Source organism: Brevundimonas sp. VNH65 (assembly GCF_049445955.1).
GTDB lineage: Bacteria > Pseudomonadota > Alphaproteobacteria > Caulobacterales > Caulobacteraceae > Brevundimonas.
On record NZ_JBMSDX010000002.1, the window covers coordinates 160,783 to 176,463 of the forward strand.

Below are 15,681 nucleotides of genomic sequence, written 5' to 3' on the forward strand. Positions count from 1 at the left end.
AGGCAGGCATGAGAACGATTTTGATGAATGTCCAGATTCCAGACAACAGCTGGTCTCCATACCATTCCTGGACTTCGTTTCAGTCATCGCCAGCCATTCAGCATACGGATAATTTCAGTCTTTATCAGATTGCCATTTGGCCAGATGAGAGAAAGATAACTCTGTATAAAATTCCAAACGATTTCGACAATCTGCACGGATACAATCCCGCGCTACTGGATGGCGGACTGTCCGAATTTGTTGCGTACAGGGAAAGTTTTGCGTTGGCTAGCTTCCCCTTAAATGGTGATTTGTACTCTGATATTCAAAGTGAGTCTATAAAGGACGCTATGTCTGAATTTGTTCGGATTATATCCGAAATGGATACCGCAGATACATATGGAATGTCTTTTCAGGGTCACGGATCTCCGATTTCTACATTCTTTGAAAATAGAATGAACATTGATGATACAAGAGAATTATTGGAAACGTTCAGAGATATAATGGGCAAAAATATAGACTTCATAGATTTTTCGTCAAATTGCAACGTTGGATCTTTTGCGTTTCTAGATAGAATTGGAGATCTGGTAAGTTACGTACTTGCTTCAGATCTTCCTGTGGGTGGATATCTATCTTCAGATAACCCTAACGCTCTTGCATCCATACTTTCCCAGCCAAGACAGAATTACGCTGAAATATGGGGGTCGTCCGATTCTGTCGAAGACGGGCTAAAAAAGACTTTGGACTACCATGCAGGCGCATGGGCGTTGGCCGGTGCGGACGACCTTAAAGGAAGTGACCAAAAAGCTACAATTTACAATGCGGCCAGTTTCTCGATTTTTGCACAAGCTCTAGCGGAAAAACTTGCGTCGGAAAATATTGATCTGGCCGGATGGGGAGGCAGTCAGTCTACCTGGGAACAGCTCTTCGCCAGAATGAACGATGCGAGCGAAATTCGGCGCTTGTTTGAGGCAATCTTCGTAGAGTCCGTTGATACCTTTGGATTGACCGGCGGTGAACCAAGCAGCGGGCTGGCGGTCGCGCATGACAGTGTGCTGACTCCTCGCCAAGCGTCCGTGGTTAGACCCACTTCGGGAACGCCTGAAGACGATGTGGTTCACGGGACAGTTGGCGATGACATCTTGCTGGGGTTGGAGGGCGACGACACCCTCATCGGCGACGAAGGAGCCGATCAACTGTTCGGTTATCATGGCGATGATCTTTTGCTTGGGGGGGGCGGCGAAGACAGACTGTTCGGCGGTAACGGGAACGACCGCCTGGTTGGAGCGGCGGGCAATGACTATCTGCATGGCGGCGCTGGAGCGGATATCGCTGACTATGGAGAAGCGGCGAATGGCGTGAACGTCAATCTGACGACTGGCGTCGCCTTCGCAGGTGCCGACGGGACAGATCTTCTGGAGGGGATAGAGGGGGTCTACGGTTCCAGATATGCCGACACGCTGGTGGGCGGAGGGTCGAACGATCAGCTGTACGGCAATGCAGGGAACGACCGCCTGAGGGGCGGGGCGGGTGATGACTTGCTTGACGGCGGAGCGGGTGTCGATGCGGCGGAATACACGCACGTGCGGCGCGCCCATGAGATCGGCAAGCGGACCGGGGACGCTCAGTCGGTTGCGGGCCGTGAGGGCGCCGACCAGCTCGTCGGCGTCGAGAACCTGCGCTTCGCCGACGGCGTCCTGAGCTATGATCAGGAAGGCCTGGAAGCTCAGACCGTCAGACTTCTGGACACCTTGGGCCTCACGGCCAATCAGCGGGTATTCAACGAGTGGCTGAACCAGTTGGAGCGAGGCAAGTCGCTCGACGAACTGGCCGACGTCCTGCTTCAGACCACCGCCGGGGGCGCCGCGATCAACAGCCTGGCGTCGAACGCCGACTTCATTGCCCAGATCGCCCGCGTGGCCCTGAATCGCGAGTTCCCGCAGGACCTTTCCGCCTATCTCGGCGGCCTGATCGACAGCGGTCAGATCTCGCGCGCAGACGCCGTGGTGATGTTCTCGGAGGGGCTGGAGCACCGATTGATCGTCGCCCCGACCATTGACGCGGGCGTGTGGAACGAAAGCGAGAACGCACACATCGTCGCTCGTCTGTTCAATGCGGCCTTCAGCCGACTGCCGGACTCGGGAACCTTGTCCTATGTCACGAGCATCCTGGACAACGGGGGCAGCATGAAGAGCGTCCTCGACCTCTTCATGGGCTCTCTCGAATTCACGTCGCGGTATGGCGGCCTGTCGAATGCGGACTACGTCGCCAAGCTGTCGATGATAGCGCTAGGGCGCCCGATGGACAAAGGCACGGTTGGGTATCTGGCTAGTCAAATCGACAACGGAGGCATGACTCGTGCCGATATGCTGTTCGCCTTCTCGGAGTCGCTCGAACACCGTGTCAGAACGGCGTCCTGGTGGGAACAGGGTATTCGAACGACCGATACCGGCGGTCTAACGACCGCAACCGACGATGACTTCGTCCTGGTGGAGGCCGACTACGCGTCGCATCGATATTCCGAGGTTCAGGAGCCGGTTCTGCCGGCGTCAGCCGACCTGCACGGCGACCGGACTGGAGGCGGAGCCGCCGCTCCGTTCGATCTGGACCAACTGTTCGCACGCCACGGCCTGGAGCCAGACCTGGACCGGGCCCCGATGGACCACGTCTCGCCGTACCTTCTGAACCACCGCGACTTTTCAGAAGATTATTTCATCTGACGACGGAGGCAGCTTCGTTAAAATATTCGGTATTTCAGCGGTGTGCAGGTTCGAATATCGTTATGTCTGAATCGGTATTTTGACGCCTGCGGCGTCTGTGCGATCCCCTCTCTCTTCGCTCCGCTTCGAGCTTCGGCGATCACTCGTTTTCATTTTTTCTCTTCATATACTTTCTGGAGAAGGACTTCCCCCCGCAGACAGGATTCAGGCATCGCAAACCAACCCGGTCACCCAAGGGGCGTCGGGATTGGGCGATGACCATCTGCCTGTCTGCGGGAGGTTCAGCGACTTTCCGTCGAAGGGATGTGAAGAGCGATTTCGGCTTTGACGTGCCGAACGGGCGGAGGCGGAATCCATTGCCTGCGCTACGCTCCGAACCCGGACTTGCGTCCATTCGGTTATCCGCTGTTTGCGGAAGCACCTCGCGTTGCTCACATCTCTACGCGGCGAGGCAGAGGGTTTTGACGTGACCCCCTGAAACTCCTCCAGGAATAGCTAGAGTCCGCCCCTCGAAAGGACGGACGGAATGAAGCGATCAAGGTTCACGGATTGATGGGGTGGCGTATACGCCGCCCCGAAACAGATCATCGGGATCCTGCGCGAGCAGGAGGCCGGTGTTCCGGTGGCGGACCTTTGCAGGAAGCACGGGCTGAGCTCGCCGACCTTCTACAAGTGGAAGGCCAAGCATGGCGGCATGGACGTGTCGGAGGCGCGGCGCCTGAAGGCGCTGGAAGACGAGAACGCCAAGCTGAAGCGGATGCTGGCGGACTCGATGCTGGATAACGTCGCGCTGAAGGATCTGCTGGGAAAAAAGTGGTGACGCCCGCAGCCCATCGAGCGGCAGCGGCGCACCTGCAGTCGGCCTACGCGATGAGCGAGCGGCGGGCGTGTCGGGTGCTGGGCGTGGATCGGACGAGCGTGCGCTATCAGGCGACGCGAGCGGACGACGGCGCCCTGCGGGATCGGTTGAGGGCCCTGGCCCAAGAGCGTCGGCGGTTCGGCTATCGACGTCTGCACGTGATGCTTCGGCGCGAGGGGCACGCGGTCAACAAGAAGCGCGTCCAGCGGATCTATCGCGAGGAGAAGCTGACGGTGCGCCGGCGCGGCGGGCGTAAACGCGCCATGGGCACGCGGCGTCCGCTGGAGATTCCCCTGGCCGCGAACCAGCGCTGGTCGCTGGACTTCGTCTCCGACCAGATGACGGACGGGCGGCGCTTCCGCATCCTGACGGTGATCGACAACTGCACCCGTGAGTGCCTCGGGCTCGTCGCCGACACCTCGCTGTCGGGCCGGCGGGTGGCGCGCGAGCTGGACGCCATCATCCTGCGGCGCGGGCGACCCGAGACGATCATCAGCGACAACGGCACGGAATATACGTCCAACGCCATCCTGGCCTGGGCCGACGGCGCCGGCGTGGCCTGGCACTACATCGCGCCAGGCAAACCTCAGCAGAACGGCTTCAACTAGAGCTTCAATGGCCGCCTGCGCGACGAGCTGCTGAACGAGACGCTGTTCCGATCCTTGCCGCACGCCCGTGTCGTCCTCGAAACCTGGCGGCGCGACTACAACGAAACCCGGCCCCACTCGAAGCTGGGATGGCTGACGCCGCAGGCTTACGCAGATGCGCTCAACGGACAGATCGGCCGGTCCGCTGCGCTGGTTGAAGGCTGCGCTGACCGGCCTCTTGCCAACCCCCACAACCCAAGTTCAGATCACCAAAGGACTCTCGTTATGGCTGGATGAGAAACGGGGGTCACGTCCCTCCTTGCACCCATGATGGGTGCGATTTGCTCGACCTCTAGCCAATGTCTTTCGATTGGGGAAGGCGGCGAATGCAACGTGCCTGGGTCACGTCGTCATCTTACGAGATGGCAGTCGCCCTCTTGATCGAGACACGCTCGACCGCAGCCCTCTCCCAGCGAGATCTGGCTGACCGTCTTGGAAAGCCTCGATCTTTCGTGTCGAAGGTCGAGACCCGCGAGCGCCGGCTCGATTTCGTGGAGTTCGTCGCCTACGCACGCGCCTTGGGTCTCGACCCTGCGGATCTGATGATGATGGTGGCGCAGCGCGTTGGGCCAGATGTGGTTTTCTGATCGGCCGTCCACAGCCTTTCTCAGAGCGCATGTTCATTTTTTGTTCTCGCTTCTCTATCCAGCTTTTCGGGTCGATGGAAACGGAGAGCAGAGATGCACGAGGACGCGGCCGATCCCCACACCGGCAATCTGCGTGACCTAGCGGTCGCGCTGATGCAGCCCGGCTCTGACTGGCGCGCCGGCATCGGAGCCTTGATCCGTGAGGTCGAGACGATCGAGCCCGGGTTCATCCAGAAGATCGCTGCGACTGACCAACTTCGGCGGCTGGGGCTGCCAATCCGGGAAACTTGGTGACCCGGCACAAGTGCATGTCCCGAAAGATCGCCCTGACGGCCGCCGATCTGGAGCAACTCGACCATCTGCGCGTCCGGGACATGAACCGAGCGACGGAGCCGACAACGGCGCTACTGGCGGGCTCCGCCAAGCCTTGGCTGTCCGGTTGCCTGCGAGGCGCTTAGCCCTCCGCGCAGCGTCCGATCGCCAAATGAGGGGACCGACTTCCGCACTCCAAAAGCGAGCCGATGGTTTCTCGAAGGGTCGCAAGTCGAAGCGGCTTTTCGAGACTTGCATCGGCGCCGGCTGCCAGCGCCATCCTGAGCAATCCGCCAGCGTTCAGGAGTCCTCCGCTGGAGATCGCGATGATGCTGCAGCCGCTCTTCGCAGCACGTAGGGCGGCAATGGTTTCAAGGCCGTCCATCTTCGGCATCAGCATGTCGACGATGACAAGATCAATCGGCAGGTGCGCGGCAAGCGCAAGCGCTTCTACGCCGTCGACCGCCTCCACGATGGCGTGGCCGTCGGTCGCGAGCATTTCGGTCGCGATCGCTCGCACAGCGGGGTCGTCATCGACGACTAGAATCGCGGCCATGTCTGCTCCTGCCCGCCTATCCTGCGCTCAGAGTGCGACGAACCTCCTAAGCGACGTCCTTAACCCGGCCTGAGATCAGCGCGTCGATCTCTGACGCCGGCGCGGGTCTATGGAACAGGAAGCCCTGCAGCATGTGGGCGCCGGCGATGCGCAGGAAGTCGGCCTGTCGCTGGGTCTCGACCCCTTCGCAGACCACCTTCATCCCCAGCGCGCGACCGACGCTGGCGACTGCGTGGATGATGGCCGCCGAGCGGGCATCGTCGCAGCAGTCGTCGACAAAGCTCTTGTCGATCTTCAGCGCGCTGAAAGACAGGTCTCTGAGGGCATGGAGGCTGGTGTATCCGGCCCCGAAATCATCCAAAGCCACGCCGACGCCGAGGTCGGACAGAGCCGCGAGCGTGGCGGAGGCCGCCGACATCGACAGCATCGCCGTTTCGGTCACTTCGATCTCAAGACGGTCGGCCTCGGTCGCCGTAGCCGCGAGCAGGTTTCGGACGCGATCGCTGAAGGCCTGGTTCTGGAACTCGTCGGCGCCGACGTTCACCGACACGACCACGCCGGGCCAGCGCTGGACATCGTCCAACGCACGTCCCAGCACGAAATCGGTCAGGGCCGACAGCGCGCCCTCCGCCTCCAGGGCGGGCACGAACTCGCTGGGCGACCGCCAATCTCCGCTCTCCGATCGCCAACGGACCAAGGCCTCGACCTTGTTGGCGAACGCTCCGCGACTGTCAAACAGGGCCTGATACGCAACGGACATCCTCCCCTCGGCGATCGCTGCGGAAAGCTCCTGTCCGAGCGAGCCGGCGGTGACCGGAGCGGGCGCGCCGTCCATGGCCGCCAATGTCGCGTTCAGCGCCGTTTTCAGTTGCCCGAGCGTGTCCGCCTGCATCAGGCCATCACGAGCCTCCCTTTCGATGGCGCCCGCCAGATCGGCCACGCGCCGCGCGCCGAGGCTGAGGCTCATGGATTTCAGAGCGTGAGCTGCGCGGCTGACGCCGTCGCCGTCCTCGTCGCCCCAGGCGGCGGTCAGGGCCTCCAGCCGCTGCGGGGCGTTCTCGTGATAGAGTCGTTCGACCCGAGCGACGAAGCTGTCCGGCCCGTCGGCGCCCATCGCCAGCAGCTCGGCGCGAATGACCGGGTCGAACAACTCGTCGGAGAGATAACGGTCCGCGTCGGTCGGGCCTGCGACAGGGGCGGCGCCGTCCTGGCCGCGTTCGGCGAAATGTCGTTCCAGAACCTGAGCGAGGTCGTCCAGCGTGAACGGCTTGTGGATCACACCGTCCATGTCGGCGTCGCGCCAGCCCTCGGCCGCCGAGCCGATGACATGGGCGGTCAAGGCATAAATCAGGGCTCGGCTCGCTCCGGACTCCGCCTCGGCCGCGCGGATTCGACGGGTGGCCTCGAACCCGTCCAGGCGGGGCATGGAGCCGTCCATCAAGACGAGGTCGAAACGCTCGACCGCCAGTCGCTCGACCGCCTCCAGGCCGTCGTCAGCGGTCGCCACCTGCACGCCCAGTCGAGCAAGGGTCTCCCGCGCCACTTCGCGATTCACCGCGGAGTCGTCGACAACCAGAACGGTGACGCCCGGGAAGCATCGCTGCGCTTCGGTCCGTGAGGTCTGTCCGATATTCGGCCGACGTCCGACGGAGAGGGCCTCGATCACCTCGATCAGCATGCTGCGCCGCAGAGGCCTAACCAGCTCAGCCCCGTCGGAACCGCCGGCCTGAGACGTCAGGACGACGTCGTTCTGGCGACGGACCTCGGAGTCGCCCACAATCGCCCACGGGGCCTGATCCGGCGACACGACGCGGCCGCCGATCGCCTCGACGTATCGCACCAGGCTTTCCCGGGACAAGGGGCCAATGTCGCCCAGGCCTACATGGGCGCCTGCCAAATCGATCGACGGCGTCGACAGCTGTAAGGGAAGCGGCGCCTTGAAGGCGAAGGACGATCCCTCGCCGAGCCGGCTGTCGAGCACCCATACACCGCCCATCGCCTTGACCAGGCGATCGCAGATCGCCAGGCCCAGGCCCGTGCCGCCGTGAAGCCGTGTCGTGGACTGGTCGGCTTGAGTGAAGGCGTCGAACAGGGTCGGCAGGACGTCCGCCGGAATCCCCGGACCGGTATCGCGGACCTCGAACACCACATCGCTGCCGTCCGGACGGACGGACAGGAGCACGCCGCCCTCCTCCGTGAACTTGATGGCGTTGTTCAAAAGGTTGCTGATGACCTGCCGCAGCCGGGACGGGTCGCCGGTGACCTGGGCAAGGGCGGGATCAACATAGACAGCGAGATCCAGGCCCTTCTCCGTCGCCCGGGCCGCAAACAGCTCGGCCACATCTTCCATCAGGTCGGCGGGATCGAAGGGCAGCGCCTCCAACTCCATCTTGCCCGCCTCGACCTTGGAGAAGTCCAGAATGTCGTTGATCACATTCAGCAGCGACCGCCCCGAGGCCGCAATGACGTCGGCGTAGCGGCGCTCACGGGCAGGCAAGTCGCCGCGCCCCAACAGATCGCCCAAGGCGAGGATGCCGTTCAGGGGCGTGCGGATTTCATGGCTCATCACGGCCAGGAAGTCCGACTTGGCCGCGTTCGCCGCGTCGGCGGCGTGCTTGGCCTCGGCCAACTCGGCCGTTCGCATCGCGACCTTGTCCTCGAGGGTCCGGACATGCTCACGGATCTCTGCATCCCTTTCCTGGATGCCCTGGATCATGTCGTTGACCCCCGCCAGGAGGTCACCGACTTCGCCGTCGGTCTGAACATCTTCGACCGGCTCATAGGCCTGAGTGGTGCGGATCCTCCGCACGCTCGCAGCGAGACGCGCGATCGGGCGGCTGATGTTTCTGGCCATGCGAAGGGCGACGAGCAGCCCGATGCAGGTGGCCGCCAGCACGCCGAGGAGCGCGGGGACGACCGCCGTGGCGATCCGGGCGCGGAGTTGGGGCGTCTCTCCGAACAAAACCAGACGGCCGACCGGACGACCCTCGAACATCACCGGCGTGACGACCTCGATCGAGCCGGTCGTCAGGGTTCGCCACAGGTCGGCCTCGCCGCCGCCGCCGATCCGCATGTCGGACAACAGCCTTGCGCCGCCGCCGGTTTCCGCCAGGACGTCACCGCTGCGGCCTTCCAGCCGGGCGTAGCTCAGCCCCGGCATCTGACCGATGGCGCGCGCGGCCGCAAAGGCGCCTGAACGATCCTCCTGGGCGACGGCCTCGGCGGAGACGGAGGCGATGACGCGCGCCGTCTGCGTCAGTCGCTCCGTCTCGACCCTGGCCTGTTGGGTGGCGTCCAGCCAGACCGTCACGACGCTCGTGGCGAGAAACGCCGACGACAGGGCGGCCACGACCAGAACGGCAAGCTTCGCCGCGAGAGTCCTGGGCCGCACCTGTGATCCTCCTCGAATATTTCCTCTACGATACTGCGCGTTAATGACCCCCGGCTTAATGTCGCGATGAATATTCAGGCGAACCGGCGATGTGGGAGGCGGGGCGTGGCAAGCTTTAACTATGTCCTCGACGAGCCGGCCCGCGTGCTTTTTGTCGATGACGATCCGATTCTGCGTGAGTTCGCGAAGGTCAATCTTTCCAGCGAACTGGCGGTCGTTGATGTCGCGGAAGACGGGGTGCAGGCGCTCGAGTGTCTGCGGGGCGGCGGCTATGACCTGGTCGTCACCGACCTCGAAATGCCGCGCATGGGCGGCTTCGAACTGCTGGAGGCGCTCAGAGAGGCGCCCCTGACGCGGTATCTGCCTGTCGTCGTGGCGACGGGCCGCGAGGATGTGATCGCCATCGACCGCGCCTTCGCCGCCGGCGCCACGTCCTTCGTCGTCAAACCCCTGCACTGGCGACTTCTGGCCTATCAACTGCGCTTCGTGCTGCGGACCGCCCGTGTGGAGGCCGAGCTGAGACGTGCGCAGGAGTCGGCGGCGGCATGACCGGCCCCTTTCGGAGACGCCTGGCGTCCTTCCTTCGGTCCGAACGCGGGACCATCGCCCTGAAGTTCGCGTTGGCGGCGCCGTTCGTCGCCCTGATGACGGCGGGCTCCGTCGATCTGATGGCGGTGACCTCAGCCCGGAACCGGCTTCAGGACATCGCCGACACAGCCGCGCTCGCCGGGGCGCGGGAACTGGGCCTGGCCATAACGGATGACGCCGCGACCGCACGGGCCGCCGCCTATGTCGAAACGGCGCTGGACGAGTGGGCGCAGAAACCTGATGTTGTCGACGACATCGGGGTTGAGGAGATTGGGGGGCAACGGGTCCTGGTTGTGACCCTGAACGCCCACAGGACCTCCTTCTTCGTCAATATGCTCCCTCCGGGTGGATGGAACTTCAACGCCGTCTCACGCGCCACGGCCGTGAATCGCACGCCGCTCTGTGTCCTCGGCATCGGCGACAGCGGCACCACGGTGATCTCGGTTGCGGATCAGAGCCGCCTGGCGGCCCCGAAGTGCATGGTTCACTCGAACAAGGACGTCGCCGCCGGGGGGAGTATCGCGGCCGGCGCCGTTCAGGCCGTTACCAGCGCGACAGGGGTCATCTCGCCCAGCCCGGGCGTCGGGGCGGCTACCATCGAGGATCCGTTCAAGGCGATGGCCATGGATGAGGACCAGCCGTGTTCGGGGCCCAAGTCAGTCGATGTCGTCTCGTCTGGCGTGATCTATGTCGATCCGGGGGTGCATTGCGGCGGTTTCACCCTGATGGGCGATGCGCGACTGATGTTGCGGCCCGGCGAGCACTGGTTCCTCGGCGGGCAGCTGGCGTTGAGTCAGACCGCCGTTGTCGAAGGCGACGACGTAGTGCTGTTCTTCGACAAGCAGTCGCGCTTCGATTTCCGGGACCAGGCCTCGGTGCGGTTGCGAGGGCGTCGCGAGGGCGCCTATGCGGGGATGGTGGTCGCGGCCTCTCGCGGCAACACCCAGAAGTTCGTCATCGCCAGCGACAACGTCGATACCCTGTTGGGCGTGATCTATGTGCCCGAGGCCAGTCTGATCGTCGAAGGCCGGTCAGAGGTCGCCCGCGACAGCGCCTGGACGGTGGTCGTCGCCCGCTGGCTTCAACTCAAGGGCTCAGCCTCCCTTGTCATCAACGCCAACTACGGCGGTTCGAACGTGCCGGTTCCCGAAGGCGTCGGCCCCAACATCGGCGGCACGCGCCTTCTGGACTGATCTTCCGTGTCGGATGAAGGGTGGATCGAGCCTGGGTGCGTCCGGCCAGGCGATCGAGGCCGTGCTCGCACCGCTCGCGCCGTCGCGCGAGCAAGTGCTGCGAGGGCCGCAGTTCGACTGACCGGCCATCTTCGAATGGCATGTTGTCGGTCGTTTCTGTGAGCGAGGACCATGTAAGGGCAGGGTGAGTCTGGCCGTCCGCCATACACGGGTTGACCGCGTGGAATGCGGGGGCGGCCAGTTCCAACGGCTTTAACTTATATCGCCATCAAATCCTGTGCTGGCGTAACCACCAACTTCTAAACGGCCGCCCATAACGTCGGCCTGGAGCAGGATCGTCGGTTTGATGTGCCCATGAGCTGCACAGAAATGATCAGAAATGGCGGCTCTATAAGGCTAAGGCGTTTCGTCAGGTCGGACAGAATGGACCCTGATGCCAATGGCGCTCCCTTCCCTAAGACTTCGTCTTTTCGAGGGAGTGGTTGCCTTTGACGTGACCCACTGAAACTCCTCCAGGAATAGCTAGAGTCCGCCCCTCGCGGTCCTCCTCGGTCCGGCGACGAAGGTCGGCGTCCAAGTCCAGCTCTGCTCGGAGCCAATGATCGACAAGCGCCCGGATCTGATCGCGGGAGGGGGTGCTGCTTGGATTCGACATGATGCGCTCAAGATCGCGCATCAGCAGGTCAGTCAATAGAACTGCGACAGACGCTCGCTGACGCGCTTCTCGCGCATCCTTGGTCCGGAGCGACCTCCACAGCTCCTTTCGCTCCAATAACGCTGCGAAGCGTATCGGAACGCGCGTCCTAAAATAGTAGGAACCACCGCGCCGGAAGACGTTGGTGACTAGCGGCATGAGGCCTCGCGTAGCAAGCGTGCGTAGCAGCGCTGCTGAGCGAACCCTAAGTCACGGGGAGAAAACGCCTGGTGGAGCCGAGGGGAGTCGAACCCCTGACCTCGTCATTGCGAACGACGCGCTCTACCAACTGAGCTACGGCCCCATCTTCACGGGCCCGCACGGGGTGCGGGACGCAGGCGAGCGCGGGACATAGGCGGGGCGGGGCGGGGCTGTCAACGGAGAATGGCGGAGAGGTGAAGGCGGGGAGGGGCGGTCGGCGACCAACCGCCGCGCCGATCGGGCGCCGGCGCCTGTCGCTTCGACGCAAGATTCCCTCTATCAAGGCCGCGACCTCAGCCGGAGCATCGCCTTGGACCTCGCCGCCGCCGCCATCAATTTCCTGTTCTTCATCGCGGGCGCGATCCTGCAACTGCTGATCTTCGCGATCATCGTCAATGCGATCCTCAGCTGGCTGTTCGCCTTCGATGTGATCAACTACCGCAATCGTTTCGTCTATGGGCTGGCGCAGGCGCTGGAGCGGATCACCGGGCCGCTGATGGCGCCGTTCCGCCGCTTCATTCCGCCGCTGGGCGGGATCGACGTGACGCCGATCATCGTGCTGATCATCCTGTCGGGGGTTCAGCGCATCCTGCTGCCGGCGGCGCATATGGCGGCGTTGAACCTCACCTACGCCTTCTGACCCGAGCCCGGCGGCACGAAAGCCACAGTTTCACGCGCCGCCGGATTCCAGCCTTGCGCCCGCGCCACAGGTTTCTAAGGTGCGGCGCTCCGATCAACTGGCGTTTCGCGACCGCATGACCCCCATCGCCACAGTCTCCGTCATCGGCGCCGGCCAGATGGGCGCCGGCATCGCCCAGGCGGTGGCCGCCGGCGGCTATCGCGTGAAGCTGTACGACGTCGATCCGGACCGTCTACCCCTGGCCCTCGGCGAGATCGCCGCCCAGCTGGCGCGTCAGGTCGGCAAGGATCGGCTGGACCAAGCCCAGGCCGATGCGGCCCTGGCGCGGATCACGGCGGTCGACAGCCTGGCCGACGCCGGTCAGGCCGATCTGGTCATCGAGGCGGCGGTCGAGGACGAGGCGACCAAGAAGGCGCTGTACGCCGAGCTGACGCCGCTGTTGGCGTCGAACGCCATCGTCGCCTCCAACACCTCGTCGATCTCGATCACCCGACTGGCGGCGACGACCGATCGGCCGGACCGGTTCATCGGGCTGCATTTCATGAAGCCGGCGCCGGTCATGGGTCTGGTCGAGATCATCCGCGGCATCGCCACCTCGGCCGAGACCTATGAGGCGGCCGTCGCCTTCGCCGAGAGCCTGGGCAAGACCACCACCAACGCCGAGGATTTCCCGGCCTTCATCGTCAACCGCATCCTGGTGCCGATGATGAACGAGGCGATCTTCACCCTGTATGAAGGGGTCGGCGACGTGGCGTCGATCGACAAGGCGCTGAAACTCGGGGCAAACCACCCGATGGGTCCGCTCGAGCTGGCCGACTTCATGGGTCTGGACGTGGTCCTGGCCATCATGAATGTGCTGTACGACGGCCTGGCCGACAGCAAGTACAGGCCCTGTCCCCTGCTGGTGAAATATGTCGAGGCGGGCTGGCTGGGCCGCAAGAGTGGGCGCGGCTTCTATGACTACGCCGGGCCCGTCCCGGTCCCGACGCGCTGATCCGTCCGATGGCGCCGCGCTTTTCCCTGCCCCGCTACGAGACGCCCGAGGATCTGCCGGGTCAGGTCGCCGTCAAATGGCGGCGTGAACCGGGCGCACGCATCCTGGCGACCATCGCCGCCGTGTGCTGGCCCCCGCTTCTGACGCTGGCCTTCTGGCCGCCGAAGAACTGGGTCCCCGGTCTGGACATCGACTGGCGACTGGGCCTGCTGCTTGTGGGCCTGATCGCCGTGCCGACCGGGCTGCAACTGCTGGAACGGTCGCGAAAGGCGGCGGGCAAGCCGTCGACCCGGCTGGGCGTGATCTGGCGCTTCATCCTGTGGGGCGGCCTGCTGGCGGCGGGACTGCAGGTGCTGATCGCCCTGGCTGTCACCGTGGTCGGCTGGTTCGGGGCGCGCAGCCTGTTCGAAGGCCTGGGCGTGACCGAGACGACGCTGCTGATCTATGGCGTCGGCGGGCTGCCGGTCGCCATTCTGGTGGGCGTCAGCTACGCCCTCTGGGCCGGGCTTTGCGTGGCCTTCATCGCCTTTCGCAAGGCGCCCGAGCCGGTGAACGATCGTCTGGGGCTGATGCGCGGCCGCTGATCGTCGTTTGCGGGGTCGTTGCTCCGGGCGGGCGCATGGCCTATGCCGCGCGCCATGATAGAAGACGCCTCCATTCCCGTTGAAGACATCCGCCCTGAGGCGCGCGCGCCGCGCGGTTTCGCTGACCGGCGTGGGCCGGAGGCGCTGTCCGAGCGCCGTATCGTCCAGACCCTGGCCCCGGTCTATGAACGCTGGGGCTTCGAGCCGCTGGAAACGGGCGCGTTCGAATACGCCGACGCCCTGGGCAAATTCCTGCCCGACGCCGATCGTCCGAACGAAGGCGTCTTCGCGCTTCAGGACGATGACGACCAGTGGATGGCGTTGCGTTACGACCTGACGGCGCCCCTGGCCCGCTACGCGGCCCAGAACTGGGAGACCCTGCCCAAACCCTTCCGCCGCTACGCCTATGGGCCGGTGTGGCGCAACGAGAAGCCGGGCCCCGGCCGGTTCCGTGAGTTCTGGCAGTGCGATGCCGACACCGTCGGCTCCGACCGGCCCGAGGCCGACGCCGAGATCGTGGCGATGGCTCTGGAGGGACTGGACGCCCTGGGCCTGGGCGACCAGGCTGTGGTCAAGATCGCCAGCCGCAAACTGGTCAACGGCGTGCTGGAGGCGGCGGGCGTCTCGGGCGCGGCCCAGACCCTGACGGTGCTGCGCGCCGTCGACAAGCTGGACCGGCTGGGCATGGAGGGGGTGACCCTGCTGCTGGGCGAAGGGCGACTGGACGAGTCCGGGGACTTCACCAAGGGCGCGGGCCTGTCGAAATCCGGCATCGACGCGGTTCTGGCCTTCCTGTCCGTGCCTTCCGAGGCGGACAGGTCGGCCGTGCTGAACGCCCTGGACCCGGTGCTGGGCGGCACGCGGGCGGGCGCCGAAGGACTGGCGGACCTGCAGAAGATCGACGCGGCGCTGCGGGCCTTTGGTGTCGGGGCCGCGGCGCGGTTCGATCCGGCCGTGGTGCGGGGCCTGGAATATTACACCGGCGCCGTGTTCGAATCCGAGCTGGTGGCCGACACACGCGACGACAAGGGGCGGCCGGTCAGGTTCGGCTCCATCGTCGGCGGCGGCCGCTATGACGGGCTGGTGGCGCGTTTCACCGGCCAGGAGGTTCCGGCCACCGGCGCCTCCTTCGGCGTCTCGCGTCTGGCCGCCGCTCTTCGCGCCGCGAAACTGGACGGCGCCGAGGCCGCGCGCGGCCCGGTGGTGGTCATCGCCTTCTCGGACGAGGACATGCCCGACTATATGGCCGCCGCCGCCGACCTGCGCGCGGCGGGCGTCCGCGCGGAGGTCTATCTGGGTCGTGCCGGGATGAAGGCCCAGATGAAGTACGCCGACCGTCGCAACGCGCCGGCCGCCATCCTGCTGGGCGGAGACGAGATCGCCGCCGGCCAGGTGACGATCAAGGATCTGGACGCTGGCCGCGCCGCCGCCGTCGGCATAGCCGACAACGAAGCCTGGAAGGCCGCCCGTCCAGGCCAGCAGACGATCAATCGCGCCGACATGGTCAAGGCGGTGAAGGCCATTATCGAAGCTTCTTCGATAAAATAGGCGGCCGCTTCAAACTTATCGACGTTCAGTCGAAAAACCTTCATCTTTCGCGAGGGATCGCATTGACCCGGCCCGGCCGATTGGGTCATTTGGTCTCACTCGAACGGCGCGGCGCTGAGGCGCAGCCGCCCGACGGAGGCGTTTCGGGGAGGAAACGTCCGCTCCTTAGAGAGCAAAAAAGAAGCCCG

General features: G+C 64.3%; 13 protein-coding genes, 1 tRNA gene and 1 pseudogene. 11 read left to right on the forward strand and 4 right to left on the reverse strand.

Annotated elements, in window-relative coordinates; genetic code table 11:
• The first annotated feature begins 8 nt into the window (after positions 1-8).
• From ACO2Q1_RS04665 to ACO2Q1_RS04685, 5 genes and pseudogenes are all read left to right on the forward strand, one after another.
• On the forward strand, positions 9-2,699 hold the full coding sequence (locus ACO2Q1_RS04665) for a DUF4214 domain-containing protein (RefSeq protein ID WP_423328380.1): 2,691 nt from the start codon (positions 9-11) through the stop codon (positions 2,697-2,699).
• A gap of 583 nt (positions 2,700-3,282) precedes the next feature.
• Positions 3,283-4,442: pseudogene (locus tag ACO2Q1_RS04670) on the forward strand (IS3 family transposase).
• Between the two features lie 89 nt (positions 4,443-4,531).
• Positions 4,532-4,792 carry a helix-turn-helix domain-containing protein gene (locus tag ACO2Q1_RS04675; RefSeq protein ID WP_423328381.1) on the forward strand — a complete coding sequence of 87 codons (261 nt, stop codon included), beginning with the start codon at positions 4,532-4,534 and terminating at the stop codon, positions 4,790-4,792.
• Between the two features lie 93 nt (positions 4,793-4,885).
• Positions 4,886-5,086, forward strand: a complete 201-nt coding sequence (locus ACO2Q1_RS04680; protein WP_423328382.1) for a hypothetical protein — start codon at positions 4,886-4,888, stop codon at positions 5,084-5,086.
• A gap of 14 nt (positions 5,087-5,100) precedes the next feature.
• Entirely contained in the window at positions 5,101-5,250 is a 150-nt protein-coding gene (locus tag ACO2Q1_RS04685) for a hypothetical protein (RefSeq protein WP_423328383.1), read from the forward strand.
• Here ACO2Q1_RS04685 and ACO2Q1_RS04690 read toward each other — a convergent pair.
• Both ACO2Q1_RS04690 and ACO2Q1_RS04695 read right to left on the reverse strand, forming a co-directional pair.
• Positions 5,247-5,660, reverse strand: coding sequence for a response regulator (locus ACO2Q1_RS04690; RefSeq protein ID WP_423328384.1), 414 nt, complete (start codon positions 5,658-5,660; stop codon positions 5,247-5,249). The two genes, ACO2Q1_RS04685 and ACO2Q1_RS04690, sit on opposite strands and share 4 nt — an antisense overlap.
• A gap of 46 nt (positions 5,661-5,706) precedes the next feature.
• The gene (locus tag ACO2Q1_RS04695) at positions 5,707-9,051 is read right to left on the reverse strand and encodes an EAL domain-containing protein (RefSeq protein WP_423328385.1); all 3,345 of its coding nucleotides are present in this window, start codon (positions 9,049-9,051) and stop codon (positions 5,707-5,709) included.
• 105 nt (positions 9,052-9,156) lie between these two features.
• Between ACO2Q1_RS04695 and ACO2Q1_RS04700 the strand changes: the two genes are divergently transcribed.
• The gene (locus tag ACO2Q1_RS04700; RefSeq protein WP_423328386.1) at positions 9,157-9,600 is read left to right on the forward strand and encodes a response regulator; all 444 of its coding nucleotides are present in this window, start codon (positions 9,157-9,159) and stop codon (positions 9,598-9,600) included.
• Complete coding sequence (locus tag ACO2Q1_RS04705) at positions 9,597-10,832, forward strand: TadE/TadG family type IV pilus assembly protein (protein ID WP_423328387.1); 1,236 nt, start codon at positions 9,597-9,599, stop codon at positions 10,830-10,832. The genes ACO2Q1_RS04700 and ACO2Q1_RS04705 overlap by 4 nt, the downstream gene beginning before the upstream one ends.
• A gap of 454 nt (positions 10,833-11,286) precedes the next feature.
• Here the strand turns inward: ACO2Q1_RS04705 and ACO2Q1_RS04710 are convergent, their stop codons facing one another.
• On the reverse strand, positions 11,287-11,685 hold the full coding sequence (locus tag ACO2Q1_RS04710) for a DUF6538 domain-containing protein (protein WP_423328388.1): 399 nt from the start codon (positions 11,683-11,685) through the stop codon (positions 11,287-11,289).
• 69 nt (positions 11,686-11,754) lie between these two features.
• Positions 11,755-11,830, reverse strand: a tRNA-Ala gene (locus ACO2Q1_RS04715).
• Between the two features lie 207 nt (positions 11,831-12,037).
• On the opposite strand from ACO2Q1_RS04715, the gene ACO2Q1_RS04720 reads away from it, so the two are divergent.
• The 4 genes from ACO2Q1_RS04720 to hisS all read left to right on the forward strand — a co-directional run bounded on the left by ACO2Q1_RS04720 (position 12,038) and on the right by hisS (position 15,493).
• Positions 12,038-12,367 (forward strand): YggT family protein, encoded by a 330-nt coding sequence (locus ACO2Q1_RS04720; protein ID WP_423328389.1) that lies wholly within the window; start codon positions 12,038-12,040, stop codon positions 12,365-12,367.
• Between the two features lie 115 nt (positions 12,368-12,482).
• Positions 12,483-13,361 carry a 3-hydroxybutyryl-CoA dehydrogenase gene (locus ACO2Q1_RS04725; protein WP_423328756.1) on the forward strand — a complete coding sequence of 293 codons (879 nt, stop codon included), beginning with the start codon at positions 12,483-12,485 and terminating at the stop codon, positions 13,359-13,361.
• Positions 13,362-13,369: 8 nt separating this feature from the next.
• A complete protein-coding gene (locus ACO2Q1_RS04730; protein ID WP_423328390.1) occupies positions 13,370-13,945 on the forward strand; it encodes a phthalate transporter in 576 nt (191 codons plus the stop codon).
• A 54-nt stretch (positions 13,946-13,999) separates the two neighbouring features.
• Complete coding sequence (hisS, locus tag ACO2Q1_RS04735) at positions 14,000-15,493, forward strand: histidine--tRNA ligase (RefSeq protein WP_423328391.1); 1,494 nt, start codon at positions 14,000-14,002, stop codon at positions 15,491-15,493.
• Positions 15,494-15,681 lie beyond the last annotated feature (188 nt).

Excerpts from the sequence above, each read along its gene's own strand:
- ACO2Q1_RS04680 (WP_423328382.1), top strand. The coding sequence starts at position 4,886 with ATGCACGAGGACGCGGCCGATCCCCACACCGGCAATCTGCGTGACCTA.
- ACO2Q1_RS04705 (WP_423328387.1), top strand. The coding sequence starts at position 9,597 with ATGACCGGCCCCTTTCGGAGACGCCTGGCGTCCTTCCTTCGGTCCGAA.
- ACO2Q1_RS04665 (WP_423328380.1), top strand. The coding sequence starts at position 9 with ATGAGAACGATTTTGATGAATGTCCAGATTCCAGACAACAGCTGGTCT.
- ACO2Q1_RS04685 (WP_423328383.1), top strand. The coding sequence starts at position 5,101 with ATGTCCCGAAAGATCGCCCTGACGGCCGCCGATCTGGAGCAACTCGAC.
- hisS (WP_423328391.1), top strand. The coding sequence starts at position 14,000 with ATGATAGAAGACGCCTCCATTCCCGTTGAAGACATCCGCCCTGAGGCG.
- ACO2Q1_RS04690 (WP_423328384.1), bottom strand. The coding sequence starts at position 5,660 with ATGGCCGCGATTCTAGTCGTCGATGACGACCCCGCTGTGCGAGCGATC.
- ACO2Q1_RS04725 (WP_423328756.1), top strand. The coding sequence starts at position 12,483 with ATGACCCCCATCGCCACAGTCTCCGTCATCGGCGCCGGCCAGATGGGC.
- ACO2Q1_RS04730 (WP_423328390.1), top strand. The coding sequence starts at position 13,370 with ATGGCGCCGCGCTTTTCCCTGCCCCGCTACGAGACGCCCGAGGATCTG.
- ACO2Q1_RS04710 (WP_423328388.1), bottom strand. The coding sequence starts at position 11,685 with ATGCCGCTAGTCACCAACGTCTTCCGGCGCGGTGGTTCCTACTATTTT.
- ACO2Q1_RS04675 (WP_423328381.1), top strand. The coding sequence starts at position 4,532 with ATGCAACGTGCCTGGGTCACGTCGTCATCTTACGAGATGGCAGTCGCC.